This is a genomic window from Streptomyces sp. NPDC025273 (assembly GCF_040638585.1).
GTDB classification, from domain to species: Bacteria; Actinomycetota; Actinomycetes; order Streptomycetales; family Streptomycetaceae; genus Streptomyces; species Streptomyces cinereorectus.
This window is the reverse complement of record NZ_JBEZYP010000001.1, coordinates 227956-245253: the sequence shown is the minus strand read 5'-3', so window position 1 is coordinate 245253 and position 17298 is coordinate 227956. Positions and strand designations below refer to the sequence as shown.

The 17298-nt window shown below is 72.0% G+C and carries 16 protein-coding genes; 12 read left to right on the top strand and 4 right to left on the bottom strand.

Annotation, left to right across the window (positions count from 1 at the left end; genetic code table 11):
- Positions 1–38: 38 nt before the first annotated feature.
- Positions 39–1463 (bottom strand): aminotransferase class V-fold PLP-dependent enzyme, encoded by a 1425-nt coding sequence (locus AB0F38_RS01095; RefSeq protein ID WP_361884854.1) that lies wholly within the window; start codon positions 1461–1463, stop codon positions 39–41.
- Positions 1464–1636: 173 nt separating this feature from the next.
- On the opposite strand from AB0F38_RS01095, the gene AB0F38_RS01090 reads away from it, so the two are divergent.
- The 6 genes from AB0F38_RS01090 (at position 1637) to AB0F38_RS01065 (ending at position 6629) form a co-directional block, all read left to right on the top strand.
- Complete coding sequence (locus tag AB0F38_RS01090; RefSeq protein ID WP_361884852.1) at positions 1637–2776, top strand: acyl-CoA dehydrogenase family protein; 1140 nt, start codon at positions 1637–1639, stop codon at positions 2774–2776.
- A 45-nt stretch (positions 2777–2821) separates the two neighbouring features.
- Entirely contained in the window at positions 2822–3349 is a 528-nt protein-coding gene (locus AB0F38_RS01085) for a hypothetical protein (protein WP_361884850.1), read from the top strand.
- Positions 3346–3924: a flavin reductase family protein gene (locus AB0F38_RS01080; RefSeq protein ID WP_361884848.1), complete on the top strand. Its 579-nt coding sequence runs from the start codon at positions 3346–3348 to the stop codon at positions 3922–3924. The genes AB0F38_RS01085 and AB0F38_RS01080 overlap by 4 nt, the downstream gene beginning before the upstream one ends.
- 17 nt (positions 3925–3941) lie before the next feature.
- Entirely contained in the window at positions 3942–4934 is a 993-nt protein-coding gene (locus tag AB0F38_RS01075) for a VlmB-like protein (RefSeq protein ID WP_361884846.1), read from the top strand.
- 66 nt (positions 4935–5000) lie between these two features.
- Entirely contained in the window at positions 5001–5336 is a 336-nt protein-coding gene (locus AB0F38_RS01070) for a VOC family protein (RefSeq protein WP_361884844.1), read from the top strand.
- A 105-nt stretch (positions 5337–5441) separates the two neighbouring features.
- Positions 5442–6629: a methylated-DNA--[protein]-cysteine S-methyltransferase gene (locus AB0F38_RS01065; RefSeq protein WP_361884842.1), complete on the top strand. Its 1188-nt coding sequence runs from the start codon at positions 5442–5444 to the stop codon at positions 6627–6629.
- A gap of 54 nt (positions 6630–6683) precedes the next feature.
- On the opposite strand, the gene AB0F38_RS01060 is transcribed toward AB0F38_RS01065, so the two are convergent.
- Together AB0F38_RS01060 and AB0F38_RS01055 are read right to left on the bottom strand one after the other, a co-directional pair.
- Positions 6684–6845 (bottom strand): hypothetical protein, encoded by a 162-nt coding sequence (locus tag AB0F38_RS01060; RefSeq protein WP_361884840.1) that lies wholly within the window; start codon positions 6843–6845, stop codon positions 6684–6686.
- An 83-nt stretch (positions 6846–6928) separates the two neighbouring features.
- Entirely contained in the window at positions 6929–7927 is a 999-nt protein-coding gene (locus AB0F38_RS01055; RefSeq protein WP_361884838.1) for a DUF2156 domain-containing protein, read from the bottom strand.
- A gap of 251 nt (positions 7928–8178) precedes the next feature.
- On the opposite strand from AB0F38_RS01055, the gene AB0F38_RS01050 reads away from it, so the two are divergent.
- The 6 genes from AB0F38_RS01050 to AB0F38_RS01025 are packed head-to-tail and all read left to right on the top strand — an operon-like array spanning position 8179 to position 16399.
- Positions 8179–9336, top strand: coding sequence for a sulfotransferase (locus AB0F38_RS01050; RefSeq protein WP_361884836.1), 1158 nt, complete (start codon positions 8179–8181; stop codon positions 9334–9336).
- A 27-nt stretch (positions 9337–9363) separates the two neighbouring features.
- The gene (locus AB0F38_RS01045; protein WP_361884834.1) at positions 9364–10602 is read left to right on the top strand and encodes an ABC transporter substrate-binding protein; all 1239 of its coding nucleotides are present in this window, start codon (positions 9364–9366) and stop codon (positions 10600–10602) included.
- A 34-nt stretch (positions 10603–10636) separates the two neighbouring features.
- Complete coding sequence (locus tag AB0F38_RS01040; protein WP_361884832.1) at positions 10637–12328, top strand: thiamine pyrophosphate-dependent enzyme; 1692 nt, start codon at positions 10637–10639, stop codon at positions 12326–12328.
- 8 nt (positions 12329–12336) lie between these two features.
- Positions 12337–13725 (top strand): pyridoxal-phosphate dependent enzyme, encoded by a 1389-nt coding sequence (locus AB0F38_RS01035; protein WP_361884830.1) that lies wholly within the window; start codon positions 12337–12339, stop codon positions 13723–13725.
- A gap of 45 nt (positions 13726–13770) precedes the next feature.
- Positions 13771–14934, top strand: coding sequence for a Glu/Leu/Phe/Val dehydrogenase dimerization domain-containing protein (locus AB0F38_RS01030; protein ID WP_361884828.1), 1164 nt, complete (start codon positions 13771–13773; stop codon positions 14932–14934).
- A gap of 43 nt (positions 14935–14977) precedes the next feature.
- Positions 14978–16399 carry an adenylosuccinate lyase family protein gene (locus AB0F38_RS01025; protein WP_361884826.1) on the top strand — a complete coding sequence of 474 codons (1422 nt, stop codon included), beginning with the start codon at positions 14978–14980 and terminating at the stop codon, positions 16397–16399.
- A 44-nt stretch (positions 16400–16443) separates the two neighbouring features.
- On the opposite strand, the gene AB0F38_RS01020 is transcribed toward AB0F38_RS01025, so the two are convergent.
- On the bottom strand, positions 16444–17193 hold the full coding sequence (locus tag AB0F38_RS01020; protein WP_361884824.1) for an SDR family oxidoreductase: 750 nt from the start codon (positions 17191–17193) through the stop codon (positions 16444–16446).
- Positions 17194–17298 lie beyond the last annotated feature (105 nt).

Genomic DNA, 17298 nt, shown 5'->3' with positions numbered 1-17298 from the left:
GGCCGGGCACGGGTGGTACGCGTACGCCGGGGCGCCGGTCATTTCCCGCCCTCCCCGCCGCCCGCGGCCGCCGCGAGCGCGCCGGCCAGCGCCGTGCGGATCTCCGCCACGGTCAGGTCCACATCCTCGGGGGTGGTCCGCCAGGAGGTGACCGAGATCCGCATCGCGGCCTTGCCGCCCCAGGTCGTCCCGCCGAACCAGCAGGTGCCGCAGTCCTGGAGACGGGCGATCACGTCCCGGGTGACGGCGTCGTCGTCACCGAACCGGACGAGCACCTGGTTCAGCACGGCCTCGTTGAGGACCTGGACGCCCTCGCAGGCACCGAGCAGTTCGGTGAACCGGCGGGCGTGGGCGCAGCAGCCGTCGATCATGTCGGCGACGCCGGACCGGCCGAGGCTGCGCAGCGCCGCCCACACCGGCAGGCTGCGCGCCCGGCGGGACAGCTCGGGCACCCACTCGATGGCGTCGCGCTCACCGGGGGTGCCGGCCGGCAGGTAGTCGGTGCGGGTCCGCAGCATCGCGGAGCTGTGGGCCTCGGGGCGTGAGACGAAGACGAGTCCGCAGTCGTAGGGCACGTTCAGCCACTTGTGGGCGTCGGTGGCCCAGGAGTCGGCCTTCTCGACCCCGGCGACCAGGTGGCGCAGCGTGGGGCTGGCCGCGGCCCAGAGTCCGAAGGCGCCGTCCACATGGACCCAGGCGGCGCGGCGGTGGGCGAGGTCGCAGATCTCGGAGACCGGGTCGACGGCGCCGGAGTTGACGTCCCCGATCTGGGCGCAGACGATCGTGGGCCCCTCGCAGGCGTCGAGCACCCCGGCCAGCGCCTCGACCCGCATCCGGCCCTCGCCGTCGGCGGGTACGACACGGAGCTGGTCCGAGCCGAACCCGAGGTAGCGCAGGGCCAGATCGACGGTGAGGTGGCGTTGTTCGCCGACCACCACCTGGATCGCGGGCGCGCCCTGGAGGCCCTGCCGCTCGACGTCCCAGCCGGCCTCGGCCAGGACGTGGTGGCGGGCGGCGGCCAGCGCGGTCAGGTGGGCCATGGCGCAGCCGGTCGGGAAGCCGACCGAGGTGCCGGCGGGCAGCCCGAACAGGTCCAGGAGCCAGCCGGCGGCGATGTGTTCCGCCGTGGCGACCGCGGGCCCGAGGTCGAAGATGCCGCTGTTCTGGTCCCAGGCGGTGGCGATCCAGTCGGTGGCGACCGCCACGGGCAGGGTGCCCCCGACGACGTATCCGAAGTAGCGCGGGCCGGAGCTGGCGACGACTCCGCCCTCCGCGGCGGCCCGGCCGAGCAGGTCGATCGTCTCGGTGGGCTCGGTGGGCCCGGCGGGCAGCGGTCCGCCGAGCAGCTTCATCAGTTCACCGGCCCCGGCGGTGGCCCCGGCCGGGCGCTCGCAGACCCCGGCGACATAGTCGGCGGCCTGACCGGCCGCGTGCGCGAGAAATTCCCTTTCCGCAAGATTCATTTCACCGAAGGTAAGGCACGTTGCTGACTCCGCGCTGACATCCATATCCGCCGGGCACACGTTTTCCGAGGGTCAGTTGAGTGTCAGCAGGACGTCAGTCGAGTACTGACATACTCGATTTTCGTCGGCGACAGCCTCACATCCATGGCTACACCGTTCTAGGAGGTACAGCGATGCGATTCCTGGCTTCTGCACGCGCCGCGTCCGAGAAGTTCCATCCGGGTTTGATCGCGGCTCTCGAAGCCATTCCACTTGCCGAACGCGAATCGGCCGACAGCCAGGTGGTGGAGATCTTCCGTGCCCACGCGGGCGCCGGTCTGCTCGTCCCTGAGGAGTTCGGCGGCCACGGCTCGGGCCCCCTCGACGCCGTGCGCGTGCAGCGTGCCCTGGGTGCGCTGTCCCCCTCCCTGGGTGTGGCGACGGTCATGCACCACTTCACGGTCGCGATGCTCTTCAGCCTCGCCACGTCCGCCGACCGGCTCACCTCGGCGCAGTCGAAGCTGCTCTCCTCGGTCGCGACGGACGGGCTGCTGCTCTCGTCGGCCTGGGCGGAGGGCCGGACGGACCAGAACATCCTGCTGCCGGCGGTCGTCGCGGAGCGCGACGGCGACGGCTACCTGGTCAACGGCGCGAAGAAGCCGTGCAGTCTGTCCCGCTCGATGGACCTGCTGACCGCGAGCGTCACGGTCACCGACGACGCGGGGCGCCCGAGCCTGGCACTGCTGCTCATCCCGGCGGACTCGCCCGGGATCAGCGTCGAGCCGTTCTGGTCCACGCCCGTGCTCGCCGCCGCCCAGAGCGATCTGGTGCGGCTGGAGAACGTACGCGTGCCCAAGGAGCTGGTCATCAGCAGTACGCCGGAGGACCAGCAGCGCCTGGACGACCTCCAGACCTCCGGCTTCACCTGGTTCGAGCTGCTGGTCACGTCCGCCTACACGGGCGTCGCCGCGCAGCTGGTCAGCCAGGTGCTGGAGCGCAAGCGCGGCAGCGTGAGCGACCGGGCCGCGCTGTCGGTGCGCCTCCAGGCCGCCGTGGACCTCCAGGAGGGCGCGGCACGCGCCATCGCGGACGGCGTCGACGGCGACGAGGCGGTGGCCTCGGTGCTGGTGGCCCGGTACGCGACCCAGGACCTGCTCGCCGCCGCGGTGGACGCGGCGACGGAGATGCTCGGCGGAATGGCGTTCGTCGGCTCGCCGGACGTGGCCTATCTGGCTTCCGCGGTCCGGGCGCTGGCCTTCCACCCACCGTCGCGCGGAAGTCTCGCAACGGAATTGGTCGACTATTTCGAGGGAGGTCCGCTCCACCTGTCCTGACCTCATCTGTGCACGGGCCGCACGACCCATTCTGCGGAGGAAATCGTGGACCAGAAGAACCCGTTCGAGACGCCCAACACATTCAAGCTGCACCGGGCCGAATATCTCGTGGGCTTCGCACTCTCGATCGTACTGATCATCATCCACTTCGGTGAGATCCGGTGGATCCCCTTCATCGCACTGTTCGCCTACATCGACCTGATCGGCTACATACCCGGGGCGATCGCCTTCCGCCGGAGCTCCGACGGGCGCATCCCCAAGGTGTTCTACGTGCTCTACAACACCATGCACAGCCTGATCACCCAGGCCGCCGTCGTGGGACTGTGGCTCTGGCTGATCGGCCCCGAGTGGGCACTGCTCGCCATCCCGTTCCACGTCCTGGGCGACCGCGGGGTGTTCGGGAACTTCCTCAAGCCCTTCGGGCTCCCCTTCGAACCGGTCTCCGAGCCGCTCTACCAGCGGCTGGTGGACCAGGTGCGGCCCCGGGCGGGGGCGGCCGGGCTGTCCGAGCGGGTACCCGTGGTCACGGTGCCCGACGACGCCTCGGACATCACGCAGGGAGCCGGGCTTTGACTTCCCTGTCCCCGGGTACGGCGGCGGCCTCTCAGGACGAGCTGAGCTCCGAGAGCGGCCGCCGCGCTCTGCGACGCGTGGCAGCCGGCGTCACCGTGCTGACCGTCGACAACGACGGTCTGCGGCACGGGACCACGGTGAGCGCGGTGGTGGCGCTCTCCCGCACACCCCTGGTGCTCGGGGTGTGCCTGCGGGCCTCGTCCACGTTTACCGCGATGGTGCGCAAGGCAGGCGTGTTTTCGGTCAACGTGCTCAATGACCAACAGAGGCATCTGGCACGGCAGTTCGCCGCCCCGGACCGGGGCCACGGCGACGCCCAGTTCGCGGGTGTCGAGTGGACGGCCGACGCCCTGACCGGGGCGCCGCTGATCGGCGGCAGCCTCGCCCACCTGGCCTGCGCGCTGTCCGACTGCCGGCAGATCGGCGACCACGACCTGCTGACGGCAGACGTGCTCGGCGGTGAGCCGGGAAGCGGAACCCCCCTGCTCACCTACGCCGGCCGCCTGCACCCCGAGGGCGTCCCGGACCTCGGCGCGCACACCCGGACCACCCAGACCGCCCAGACCACCAACTAGACATGGAGTGATCCGAGATGGCCGTAGACATACCGATCGAGGCCGACTGGGACAACGCGCCGAACCTGCTGGACGGCGCCGGCTCGCTGTCCCTGACGGTCGATCAGTGCGACCTGGCGTACTGGTTCTCGGCGGTGGCCCAGGGCACCCTGCGGGGGCGTCCGCTGGGGTACGCCCCCGAGGTGACCACGCCCGACCACATGCGCGAGCCCGGCCCGCTGCGGGAGGCGCTGAGCCTGGAGCTGGCCTACCGGGCGCTGGACGAGGAGGCGGCCACCCGCGTGCTGGCCGACTACGTCGCCACCGCGCCCGGCATCCCCGAGCTGGAGTTCTTCTCCACCCAGCTGCTGGACGAGGCCCGCCACCACATGATCTTCCGCAACCACATCCTCGACCTGGACGTGGTGCCCGCCGACCGGCTGATGCCGTGGGTCCGGGAGGTCGGTGCGGAGTACGAGAAGTCGGTCCTCACCCCGATCAAGCAGTTCGCGCAGACAGTGACGCGCGAGGAGGGCGACTTCATCGGCGGGGTCGTGGCGTTCGCCGTGATCATCGAGGGCGTGCTGGCCGCCTCCACCGAGCTCAGCGAGCGCAAGTGGGGGGTCCTGGACCCGGTCGCCGGCGAGATCGCCCGGGGCGCCGCGATCGACGAGATCCGCCACCTCGCGGTCGGCAGCTCGATCGTCCGGGAACACCTGATCAGCCACCCCGAGGACCGCGCGCACGTGCTGCACATCCTGAGCCGCGGACGCGAGCTGTGGGGCGAGATCAACGACCGCGAATTCGTCATGCACCGCGAGGAACTGTTCCAGGAGGGCATGCTCCAGCACCGGGAACTGCTCACCGATTTCGAACTGTTCCCCGGCTGTCGAATGCTCGACACCACTCCGCAATCCCGATGGGATCTGGCGGCCCGCTGGAACGACGAACTGGCCGAATCTCGCCTGAAGTACATGGGCATCCCGGAAGCCATCGATCTTCTGCGTGCACGGGCACCCCGAATCCTGTAGAACTGTCCGTCGGGTTAGGCGCCCGGATTTGGCCGTCGCCCGCACATTCCGTACGAGGAGGAATACATGGCCGTCTCCATCGGCAACGTATGTATCGACACCAACGACCTGAAGAAGGCGTCGAAATTCTGGCAGGAGCTGACCGGATACACCGTCTCGTCCGCCGACGAGGCCACCATGTACTTCGAGGCCCCGCAGAAGGACGCGGTGGGTTTCTCGCTGCAGCTCGTCCCGGAGAAGCAGGAAGGCAAGAATCGCCTGCACCTGGACCTCTTCACGGGTGACCTGGAGGGCGAGACCAAGCGGGCCAAGAGCCTCGGAGCCACCGAGGTCGCGGCCTATGACGGCTGGGTCGTCCTGAAGGACCTGGACGGCAACGAATTCTGTATCTGCGCGTCCTGATCCCGGGCGCCTGACGACAGCGGGGGCGGGTCGGCATTCATGCCGGCCCGCCCCTGCCGCCCGTTCCGGGGCCATGAGGGAGACGTGAGAGAGAACGGTGGACGTATGAACCCTGGATTCGCGTTGTTCGACTCGGCCGTGGGCCGGTGCGGAATCGCGTGGAGCGAACACGGCGTCACCTGCGTGCAGCTGCCCGAGCCGGACGAGGCGGGCACCCGGGCCCGCCTGGCGCGGGCGGTGCCCGAGGGGCTGGAGGCGGAGCCGCCGCCCGCCGTGCGCGCCGCGGTCGACACGCTCGTGCGGCACTTCGGCGGCGCGCCGGCGGACCTCGGCTCGATCGTGCTGGACCTGTCCGCGGTACCGCCCTTCCGCCGCCGGGTGTACGAGGCGGCGCGGCGGATCCCCGCTGGTTCGACGATCACCTACGGGCTGCTCGCGGAGCGGATCGGACAGCCCGGCGGCGCCCGGGCCGTGGGGCAGGCGCTCGCGCGCAATCCCTTCGCGCTGGTGGTGCCCTGCCACCGGGTGGTCCCGGCGGGCGGGAAGCCGGGCGGCTTCTCGGCGAACGGCGGGGTGACCACCAAGCTGGGGCTGCTGGCCGTCGAACGTGCGGCCGAGACGCCCAGGGCGGCACCCGCGGGCGGCCACGCCTTCCCCTTCGACCCGGAGACGGCCCTCGCCTATCTGCGGGGGTCCGATCCGGGACTGGGCGCCCTCATCGACGAGGTCGGCCCGTTCGCGATGCCGGTGAACGGGGCGGCCACCGTCTTCGGGGCACTCGCCGAGGCGATCGTCTACCAGCAGCTCTCCAACAAGGCCGCGGCCACCATCTTCGGCCGGCTGCGCGCGCTGTTCCCGGAGACGAGTGAGGGGCTGCTCCCCGAGCAGGTCCTGAGCGCCTCCGAGGAGCGGCTGCGCTCGGCGGGCCTCTCCCGGGCGAAGGCGGCCTCGCTGCACGACCTGGCCGCCCGGGTGGAGTCGGGCAGGCTGCCGGAGCTGGACGCCATCACGGGCATGGCCGACGAGGACGTCGTGGACTGTCTCGCCGCCGTACGGGGCATCGGGCGGTGGACCGCGCAGATGTTCCTCATGTTCCGGCTGGGCCGTCCGGACGTGCTGCCCGTGGACGACTACGGCATCCGCAACGGCTTCTCGCTGGCCTTCGGCCTGCGGGAGCTGGCCGGGCGCGCCGAGATCGAGGAGCGGGGCGCCCTGTGGCGCCCGTACCGCACGGTGGCCTGCTGGTATCTGTGGGAGGCGGTGGAACGCGCGAAGCAGGGGCCGCCGGCCTGAGCTGAGCCCAGGCCGGGAGCCCCTGCGGGACGACGTGCCCCGTGGGGGTGTCCCTCACCGATCCGCGGTCGGGCCGCCCGCCGCGACCAGCAGCTCTTCGAGCGCGGCCAGCGACGCGTCGGCCTCCTCGCCGGCCGCCACGTCGTCGGGGGCGGCGGCGACGGCGCCGAACATCTCGAAGACGCGCTGCCCCGCCGAGTCGATCTGTTCCGACATCTGCGTTCCTCCTGATTTCTGTCCGGGTGGGCGTCCAGGGCCTCTCGCCCGGATCGTGCCGGGGCCGATACGGACGAAAGGCCCTAGACGGCGTTGCAGGCGCGGAAGATGTGGACCAGCCCCGGGATGCTCGCCCCGTCCTGGAAGGCCAGGTACTCGGGCAGGACGAGGTCGGGGGCCCACTTCTCCTTGTACGCCAGCTGCGTCTGGGCCGGGTAGACGCCCTCGCCGTGCTTCCACAGGTGGCCCATGAACCAGTGGAACGCCCGGCTGTGCCCCGGCAGCGGCGGCCGGGCGTCGAGCGCCGTGAACGGCGTGAAGCCGAAGTGGAGCCAGTGCACGCCCTCCGACTTGAAGGTGTCGATGGCGGTCTTGTTGATCGCCTCCATCACGCCGGGCGGGGAGTCGGGGTGGCGCCGGGTCAGGTCGTGGAGCCAGCCGGCCTGCCGCCCGTAGACCGGGGAGTACGTGATGTAGCCGGTGAGCCGGCCGTCCAGGACGCCGACGAACAGGCGCCGCAGGTGCTGGTAGCGGCCGCCGTACTGGCCTATGAGGAATTCCAGCGGCTTGACCTCCTCGCCCTTGGTGCCCAGCCACTGCTTGTCCAGCGCACGCATCTCCTCGTTCCAGGAGTCGAGCGGGACTTCCTTGATCTCCAGGCCGCTGCGCAGCGAGCGTGAGATCTTGTTGCGCAGCTGCATGAAGGCGGTGCCGCGCAGGGTGAAGTCGTCGAGGCCGACCGCGAACGACGACCCCATCTGGTTGATCGTGAATCCCTGCTCCAGGTACGGGCCGGTGTCGCCGGCCTGGACCTGGACCGCGACGATCTTCCGGTCCTGCGCGCGGGCGAATTCGGTGAACTCCCGCAGCAGCCGCGAGCGGGTCTCCTCCGGGGCGAACGGCCCTGCGAACTGCACCAGATACCGGCCGGTGGTGCGATAGACGATCACACCCGGGGAGTTCTCGGATGTGAAATAGCTGTTGCCGCTGTTCAGTGCGAGAAATGCGCTGGGATTATCCGCGACCGTATACCGCTGGATCGCATCCAGCACGCTGTCGGTTTCTTCCATGACGTCGGTCATGTTCACTTCCGTTCATGCCGGACCATCACCTTCAGTTTTCCGTCAGTTATCGCACAGCTGCGGATACGCTCGCAAGGCTTTTCGGTCCCGAACATGGTCAGGTATGCGTCAGCGGCATGTCAGGCCGCGGCGCCTATTGTTGGTACTCGCCGACCGGATCGAAATCAGGCGTGAATATCACCTGGCCCGGCCGGTTTCGCGTACCGAAAAGACCTGCGAAATGCACGGCATCCCGCAGAAGGCAGGAGTACATGAGCCCGGACGCATTCGATCCTCCCTCTGCCCATCCCGCGGACCTCGACCCGGCTCCGCTGGCGGCCGAGGCCCGGCGGATCGCGGGGGTGGACGAGGACACCCCGCTGCGCTTCCTCACGGACCTGGCGGAACTGACCGCCCGTATCGACGCGGAGGCCCGGCTGCACGAGGCGGGGCGGATCCGCACCCGGACGGCGCTCCGGTCCGCCCTGGTGACCCAGCTGCGGGTCGACCGGATGACCGCCGCCGACCCCGCCGTACGGGAGGTCCCGGTGCGGCCGGTCTTCATCACCGGTCTGCTGCGCACCGGGACGACGTTCCTCCAGCACCTGCTGGCCCAGCACCCGGATCTGCGCGCGCCCCGGCTGTGGGAGACCATGGCGCCGGCCTCGGCCGCGGCGCCCGAGCAGCTGGTCCGGGAGTGCGAGGCGTATATCGAGGAGTACTACCGGGCGGCACCCGACTTCCGGTCGATCCACCTGCTGAAGGCCGGACTGCCCGAGGAATGCCACCGGTTGACGGCGAACGCCTTCCGGCACTCGATCTACGCGCTCCGCTACCGGGTGCCGGGCTACGCCCGCTGGCTCGACGGGCGCTCGATGCGGGACGCCTACGCGTTCCACCGGGAGCAGCTGCGGTGCGTGCTGCGCCGCGACCCGGGCGCCCCCGTGCTGCTGAAGTGCCCCTCGCACCTGTGGCACGCCGAGGACCTGGCCGCCGTGTACCCGGACGCCAAGGTCGTCCGGCTGCACCGCTCCCCGGTGGTGGCGGTGCCCAGCGTGTGCAGCCTGACCGCCGCCGTCCGCTCGGCCCGCTCCGACCGGGTGGACCGGGAGGAGATCGGCCACTACTGGCTGGACCACGCCTCCCGGGCGCTCAACGGGCTGCGTCCTGGCACCGGTCCGATGTCCACTCCCCCGCTCGACCTCGGCTTCCGTGAGGTCGTCAAGGATCCGCTCGGTGCCGCGGAGAGGGTGTGCGACTACATCGGCGTGCCCCTGACCGCCGAGGCCCGTGCGCGCATGAGCGCGTTCATGGCAGCCGAGAACGACGCGACGACCGGCCACCACGCGTACACGCCGGAGAGCTTCGGCCTGACCGAACGCCTCATCGAGGAGCGCTTCGCCCCCTATCTCGCCACGTTCGAACTCTGAATGCGCCATCTACCAGGAGGAGCTGCGATGACCACCGCCCCGACCACCTTCGAAGAGCGCGCCCGGGCCGGCGTCGACGAGGTCAACAAGCTGGCGGGCGAGAACCCCGTCCGCATCGGCATCGTCACCCCGCTGAACGAGCCGGGCGACCCCACGGCCGGTGAGCTGGTGACCCGGGGTGCCTGCCTGGGTGCCGAGTACGTCCGTGAGCGCGGCGGGGTCCGTGGCGGCCGGCAGGTCGAGTTCGTGCTCTACGACGACCAGGCGACGGCGAAGCAGGAGGGCATGGCCCGGTCCTCGGCCGCCCAGATGGTCAAGCTGGCCCTCGTGGACGACGTGGTGGCGGCCATCGGCCAGTGGCACCTGCGCACCACCCCGTCGGTGGTGGACGTCGCGACCCGGTACGGCGTACCGATCTTCGTGGAGAACGGGCACAGCCTGATCACGGCACAGAAGCGGCGCAACGTCTTCCGCTCCTACTTCTCGATCGCCGACCGGGTGCCGGTGATGCTCGACTTCGCCGCGTCCGCCGGGATGCGCCGCATCGGGCTCATCGCCTCGGACACCGTCTTCGGCCAGCAGATGGCCGACACCCTGGTCGAGTACGGCACCCAGCGGCACGGCATGGAGTTCCTGCGCTTCGACTTCCCGCAGGACGACACCACCGACTTCCGCGAACAGCTGAGTGCCATCCGGGACTTCGAGCCGGACCTGTTCATCAACGGCGCCGTCATCAAGACCAACTACCTGATCGTCGAGCAGGCCGCCGAGGTCGGGCTGCGGCCGCACACGCCGATGATGGTCACCTTCGGATTCCCGCTGCGCTCCGACGACTTCTGGCGGCTGTCGGGCAAGGAGGGCGTCGGCACGATGTGGCCGGGGATGCGCTACCGGCCGTCCTGGAAGGGCCTGACCGACACCGGCCGGTGGTTCATCGACCGCTATGTGGAGCGCTACGGCACCTTCCCGCCGGACACCGCGCTGACCCACTTCACCGATGTCACCATCATCGCCGCCGCCCTGGACGCGGCCCGCTCGGACAGCCGGGAGGACCTGCTGGACGCGCTGGAGGCCATGGAGTTCGACACCTGGTGCGGTCCGCTGCGCTTCGGCCGCGGCCCCGCCCACTGGCACCACAACGCTCCGGAGCTGGCACTCCTGCAGTACCAGGAGTACCAGCAGAGCTTCGACGACTCGGCGATCATCTACCCGCCGCAGACCGCCACCGCCGCCTATCTGCCGCCGTCGTCCGCCTCCGCGGGCTGACCGGCCCGACCCTCTGCTGCCGAGGAGACTCAGCGTGTCGACAGTGACCACAGGCCCCCAGGACCGGCCCCCGACGGTGGCGCACACCGTGGTGGCGAGCCTGCTCGGCCATGGCGTGGACCGGGTGTTCTGCGTGGCCGGGGAGAGCTATCTGCCCGCGCTCGACGCCTTGTACGACACCCCTGCGATCGATGTGGTGACCTGCCGGCACGAGGGGTCCGCGGCCTTCATGGCGCTGGCCGACGCCAAGCTGACCGGGCGGGCGGGTGTCTGTCTGGTCAGCCGCGGGCCGGGCGCGGCGAACGCCGCCGTGGGCGTGCACGCGGCGGCCGAGGACGGCTCGCCACTCGTGCTGGTGGTGGGCCAGGTGCCGGTGGACGAAGCGGACCGGGAGGCCTTCCAGGCCATGGACCTGGGGCGGCAGTTCGGCGGCACGGCCAAGGCGGTGTGGACGCTGCAGGACCCCGCCTCCGCCGCCGAGTTCACGGCCCGCGCGATACGGGTCGCCGAGTCCGGCACCCCGGGCCCGGTCGTCCTCGGGGTGCCGGAGGACGTCTGGGCGGCGGCCGATCCCGTGGGCGTACCCTCCCGGGCCCGGGCCACCGGACCCGCCGTACCGGACGCGGAGGGCCTGCGCCGGATCCGTGAGCTGCTGGCGGCGGCCCGCCGCCCGCTGCTGCTGGCCGGGGCGGGGCTGGAGGGTGCCGAGGGGCGCGCGGTGCTGCGGGCGGTGGCGGAGCGGCACCGTCTGCCGGTCGTCACGAGCAACAAGCACCAGCACCTGCTGGCCAACCGGCACCCCTCGTACGCCGGTCATCTGCACAACGCCACCCAGGCCGACCAGCTGGCGGCCCTGGACCGGGCCGATCTCGTCCTGGCGGTCGGCACCCGGCTGGACACCAGCACCACCAAGCGGCGGCGGTTCCCGGCCCCCGACCCGGCGCACCCGCAGCCGCTGGTGCACATCCACCCCGACCCGGGCCGGATCGGCCTCTTCCACCGGCCCGAGGCCGGGTTCGCCGCTGACCCGGTGGCCTTCCTGCGGGAGCTGGCCACCTGGCCGGCCTCCGGTGCGGACCGGCTGGACTGGCGGGAGGAGCTGCACTCCCTGGAGGTGCGCAAGGCGGTCTGGCAGCCGGTCGAGGCCGGGGACGGGGTGGTGTTCGGCGCCGTTCCGGCGGCCCTGGACGAGCTGACGGACGGCGAGGTCACGGTGGTCGTGGACTCCGGGACCTTCACCAGCTGGGTCTACCGCTATCTGCGCTTCGGGGAGCGCGGCCGGCTGCTCGGCATCAGCTCCAGCTCGATGGGCTTCGCCGTGGGGGGCGCGGTGAGTGCCGCCCTGCGGGCCGAGGGCACCCCGGTGGTGGCCGTGGTCGGCGACGGCGGCTTCCTGATGAACGGCGGTGAGCTGATGACCGCGTGCTCCCTGGACCTGCCGGTCGTCTACATCGTCTCGAACAACGGCAGTTACGGGACCATCCGGGCCCACCAGGACCGGACCTTCCCGAACCGGACGATCGCCACCGATCTCGCGAACCCCGACTTCGCCCGGCTGGCCGAGTCGTTCGGCGCCCTGGGGCTGACCGCCCGCACCCCGGCGGACGTACGCCCCGTACTGGCCAAGGCGTTGGCCCATGGAGGACCGGCGGTGGTGGAGGTGCGCACGAGTCTGCGGCACCTCAGCCCGTACCGCCGCCCGACGGAGAGCGAGGACCGAGCGTGACTGCGGCGATGGACGAATCCGGAGGCTCCGGACGGTGGCACGAATCCGTCATCGACCTGATCGGTGACACCCCGATGGTGCGGCTGCGCAGGGTGGCCGAGGGCCTGGCCCCGGCCGTCGTGGCGAAGCTGGAGTACTTCAACCCGGGCGGCTCGTCCAAGGACCGCATCGCCCTGCGCATGATCCTCGCCGCCGAGGAGGCGGGCCTGCTGCGCCCCGGCGGCACCGTGGTGGAGCCCACCTCGGGCAACACCGGCGTCGGGCTCGCCCTGGTGGCCCAGCAGCGTGGCTACCGCTGCCTGTTCACCTGCCCGGACAAGGTGTCGACGGACAAGATCGCGGTGCTGCGGGCGTACGGCGCCGAGGTGCGGGTCTGTCCCGCCTCGGTCCCGGTGGACCACCCGGACTCCTACCGCAGCACGGCCGCCCGGCTGGCCGCCGAGATCCCCGGCGCCTTCTCGCCGAACCAGTACGCCAACGCGGCGAACCCCGAGTCGCACTACCGCACGACCGGTCCGGAGATCTGGTCCCGGAGCCGGGGCGGCGTCACCCACTTCGTGGCGGGCGTCGGCACCGGCGGCACCATCTCCGGCACCGGCCGCTATCTCAAGGAGGTGTCCGGCGGCCGGGTCCGGGTGATCGGCGCCGACCCGGACGGCTCGGTCTACTCCGGCGGCACCGGGCGCCCGTACGTCGTGGAGGGCGTCGGGCAGCCGTCGCTGCCCGGCTCCTACGACCCGGCGGTGCCGGACCGGATCATCAAGGTCTCGGACGCCGACTCCATCGCCATGACCCGCCGGCTGGCCCGCGAGGAGGGCATCCTCACCGGGGGTTCGGGCGGCATGGCGGTGGCGGCGGCCCTGGAGGCGGCCCGTGACGCGGGCCCCGACGACGTCGTGGTGGTACTCGTCCCGGACTCCGGGCGCGGCTACCTCTCGAAGATCTTCGACGACGCCTGGACGGAACGCTTCGGCTTCGCCGACCAGCCCGGCGAGGGCGCCCGGGTCAGCGACCTGCTGGACCGTCAGAACCCGCGCCGTGAGCTGGTGTTCGTCGGTCCCCACGAGTCCGTGACCGCCGCCGTGAAGCTGATGCGCGAGCGGAACCTGACCCATCTGCTGGTCGCCTCCGCCCCGCCCCCGGTGCGGCTCCCCGAGATCCAGGGCGTGCTGACCCCCGCCGCCCTCGCCCGGAGCCTGGCCCGGGGCGCGGTCGGCCCGGACGACCAGGTGGCCGACCACATGGAACCGCCGCCGCCCCCGGCGGGTACCGGCCGGCTGGCGGCGGACGTGCTGGCCACGCTCGCCGATGCCGGGGCCACCGCCGCCGTCGCGGTGGCCGGAGGCCTGCCCGAGGGCCTGGTCACCGAGGCGGACGTGCTGGCCCTCCTCGGGTGACAGCGACCGACCGACAGCTTCCGACGAAGGCGAGAAGAGGCAGACATGGCACAGATCCTCTCCTACGAGGACCCCGCGGGCCGGGTGCGCGGATGGCTGGCGTACGACGGTGACACCGCCCCGCTGGGGGCCGGCGGCTGCCGGATGCGACCCGGCCTCGGCGCGGCCGAACTGGCCGGGCTGGCACAGCGGATGACGCTCAAGCAGCGGGTCCTGGGACTCAACGTCGACGGTGCCAAGTGCGGCGTCGACCACGACCCGAGGGCCGCTGACGCCGAGGAGGCGATGAGCGGCTTCCTGGCCTTCCTCCACGACGAGCTGCACCGGCGGTTCAGCATGGGCTCGGACATGGGGACCCGGTGGGACGACCTCCAGCGGCTCGCCGCCGCCCAGGGAGTCCCCTCGGTCAAGTACGCCGTGAAAACCGCCCAGCGCCTCAGCGACCAGGACTTCTTCGCCCGCATGGCGAGCCTGGACGAACAGGCCGGGCTGCTCACGCTCAGTGGCCGGCGGGCGGGCCACGTCCTCGCGCACGCGGCGATCGGTGCCGCCCGGGCGGCCGGCGGCTCGGGGCGTCTCTCGGTCGCCCTCCAGGGCTTCGGCACCCTGGGCCGGGCCGCCGCCTGCACCTTCCTGGAGGAGGGTGTCCGGGTCACGGCGATCGCCGACGAGTACGGCTGTGCGGCCGACCCCGCCGGGCTCGACCTGGAACGGCTGCTGCGCAGCGCCCCCGGCACGCCCGTCCATGAGCTGGCCGCCGGGCGCGCCCTGCCGGGGAGCTCGTCGCTGTTCGGGGTGTCCGCCGACGTCCTGGTGCTGGCCGCCGGTGCCGACGCCGTCGGCGCGGAGCAGGCCCGCACGCTCGGCTGCCCGGCGGTCGCGGTCGGCGCCAACCACGGGCTCACCGAGGCGACGGAGGACGCCCTGCACACCCGGGGGATCCTCGTCGTGCCGGACTTCATCGGCGGCATCGGGGGGTCGGCGTCCATGGAGGCGCTGTTCGGCGCCCGTACGGTACCGAGCGCCGCCCAGGTGCTAGCCCGGTCCGCACATCTGGCCCGCCAGCTGGTGGACGAGCTGTTCACGGTGGCCCGCCGGCACGCCGAGAGCCCGCGCTCGGCCGCGCTGCGCCTGGCGGAGCGCACCCGGATCGACGCCGCGGCCCCGCCGTACGGCACCTGCCCGTATCTCAAGCCGAGCGACCTCTGAACCACCCCGTTCCAGCCTCTGACGCCCGTCCTGAGGGGATGCCATGACCACCCACGCCCACCCGGAATCCGCCGCCGAGCCCTGTCGGCACGAACGCGGCCACATCACCGACTCCCGCTTCTACGGCAACCGCTACGCCTCGCCGGACAGCCGCCGCATCTTCTGCGACGTCTGCCGCAAGCAGCGTTGGCTGGACATCGAGGCCGCGCTCGCGCTCGCGCAGGCCGAGATCGGCATGATCCCGCAGGACGTGGCGGACACCATCGCGGCCACCGCCCGCCTGGAGCACATCGACCTGGACGACGTGCAGCGGGAGATCGAGCGCTCGGGCCACTCGCTGGTCGGGCTGCTGCGCGTCTTCGAGGAGGCCTGCGGCCCGGACGCCGGGCAGTACATCCACTACGGGGCCACCACCCAGGACATCCAGGACACCGGGCAGAGCCTGGAGATCCGCGATGTGCTGGACGTGCTCCAGGCCCGGCTGACCGCGCTCGTCACGACCTTCGCCACGCTGGCCGAACAGCACGCCGAGACCCTGGCCCTGGGCCGCACCCACGCGCAGCCCGCCCTCCCGATGAGCTTCGGCCTGAAGGTGGCCGGCTGGACGGACGAGCTGCTGCGCCACCACGAGCGCGTCGAGCAGCTTCGCGAACGCGTGTTGGTGGCGCAGCTGTTCGGCGGCGCGGGCACCATGGCGGGCTTCGGCGAGCAGGGCCCCGACCTGCTGGAGCGCTTCGCCCGCCGCCTCGGCCTGGACACCCCGACGATCGGCTGGCACGCGGCCCGCGACCGGCCCACCGAGTTCGTCAGCACCCTGGCGATGGTCACCGGCACCCTCGGCCGGATCGCGGACGAGATACGCACGCTGGTCCGGCCCGAGTTCGGGGAGCTGACGGAGGCCTGGCGGCCCGGCAAGGTCGGCAGCAGCACCATGCCGCACAAGCGCAACCCCGAGCGCCTCGAACAGGTCGTCGTGATGGCCCGGCTGACGGGCGCGCAGGCGAGCGCCTCCTTCGCCGCGCTGATCGGCGACCACGAGCGGGACGCCCGCGCCCTGAGGATCGAGTGGTCCTGCGTACCCGATGTGTCGCACTACTGCCTGGCCGCCTGCGAGATGATGCTGGAGAGCGCCACCGGGCTGCAGGTGCACGAGGACCGGCTGCGGGACAACACCGAGGTCGCCGCCGACCACGTCATGTCGGAGCGGCTCATGCTGGCGCTGGGCCGCCAGATGGGCAAGCAGCGGGCGCACGAGATGGTCTACGACATCACCCAGCAGGCGCAGACGCAGTCCCGGCCGGTCCGGGCGGTCCTGGAGGAGCACGCGCGGGCGGCCGGGATGCTGGCCCCGGCGGAGCTGGACGAGATCTTCGACGCGTCCGGCTACATGGGGTCCTCCGCGGTGCTGACCCTGCGCGCGGTGGCCGACGCCCGCAAACGGCTGGCCGTCATGGACACCGTGTGAGCCGGGCGGAGCCGCGGGCCCGGCGGGCGCGCGGCTCCGTCACGTCAGCCGCGCCCGGCCATGGCGCCGCCGTTGATCTGGACGATCTGCCCGGTGAGGTATCCGGCGTCCGGTCCGGCCAGGTGGGCCACGGTCGCGGCGACCTCCTCGACGGTGCCGCCCCGGCCCATCGGGGCCTGCGCGGCGCGGCCGGCGTGGAAGTCCGGGGACATCCTCTCGCCGTAGAACTCGGTGTCCTGGATGTAGCCGGGCGCCACGATGTTGGAGGTGATCCCCTCCGGCGCCAGGCGCAGCGCCAGCTCCCAGGACCACGGGTGCAGGGCCGCCTTGGCCGCGCCGTAGGAGCCCGAGCCCCGCAGCGCGGCGATCGATCCGACGGTGACGATCCGGCCGCCCGGCCGCCGCAGCGCGGGCAGCAGGGCCTGGGTCAGCAGCACCACCGGGAGCACGTTGCCGGTGAAGTTGGCCGTCCAGTCCCGGCGTACGCCCTCCAGGTCGGTGGCCGGGGCCGCGGCGAGGTTCCCGCCCGCGTTGTTGACCAGCACGTCCACGGGCCGCCCCGGCGCGGTGATCTCGCGGGCGGCCCGCTCCACGTCCTCGGGCACGCTCAGGTCGGCCACCACGACCTGGGTCCGCCCGGCTCCGGAGATCTTGTCCAGCGCGTCCGCGGCCTCCCGCAGCCGGTCGGCGCGCCGGCCGATGAGCACCAGGTCCGCTCCCGCCGCTGCGAGGCGCTCCGCCACCGCCCGTCCGATGCCGGTGGCGCCACCGGAGACAACCGCGAGTGTGCCCACGTCGAACCTCCCCCGCCCGCTCGGGAGCGGGCCTCGTGCGGTCGCGGCCGTGTCCACGGCCGCGCACAGCTGTCCTCGCAATCTACGGCCAACTCCCCGAGAGGC

Coding starts and splice junctions, on each gene's coding strand:
- AB0F38_RS01095 (WP_361884854.1), bottom strand. CDS start 1,463: ATGAATCTTGCGGAAAGGGAATTTCTCGCGCACGCGGCCGGTCAGGCC.
- AB0F38_RS01090 (WP_361884852.1), top strand. CDS start 1,637: ATGCGATTCCTGGCTTCTGCACGCGCCGCGTCCGAGAAGTTCCATCCG.
- AB0F38_RS01075 (WP_361884846.1), top strand. CDS start 3,942: ATGGCCGTAGACATACCGATCGAGGCCGACTGGGACAACGCGCCGAAC.
- AB0F38_RS01070 (WP_361884844.1), top strand. CDS start 5,001: ATGGCCGTCTCCATCGGCAACGTATGTATCGACACCAACGACCTGAAG.
- AB0F38_RS01065 (WP_361884842.1), top strand. CDS start 5,442: ATGAACCCTGGATTCGCGTTGTTCGACTCGGCCGTGGGCCGGTGCGGA.
- AB0F38_RS01060 (WP_361884840.1), bottom strand. CDS start 6,845: ATGTCGGAACAGATCGACTCGGCGGGGCAGCGCGTCTTCGAGATGTTC.
- AB0F38_RS01055 (WP_361884838.1), bottom strand. CDS start 7,927: ATGACCGACGTCATGGAAGAAACCGACAGCGTGCTGGATGCGATCCAG.
- AB0F38_RS01050 (WP_361884836.1), top strand. CDS start 8,179: ATGAGCCCGGACGCATTCGATCCTCCCTCTGCCCATCCCGCGGACCTC.
- AB0F38_RS01045 (WP_361884834.1), top strand. CDS start 9,364: ATGACCACCGCCCCGACCACCTTCGAAGAGCGCGCCCGGGCCGGCGTC.
- AB0F38_RS01035 (WP_361884830.1), top strand. CDS start 12,337: ATGGACGAATCCGGAGGCTCCGGACGGTGGCACGAATCCGTCATCGAC.
- AB0F38_RS01030 (WP_361884828.1), top strand. CDS start 13,771: ATGGCACAGATCCTCTCCTACGAGGACCCCGCGGGCCGGGTGCGCGGA.
- AB0F38_RS01025 (WP_361884826.1), top strand. CDS start 14,978: ATGACCACCCACGCCCACCCGGAATCCGCCGCCGAGCCCTGTCGGCAC.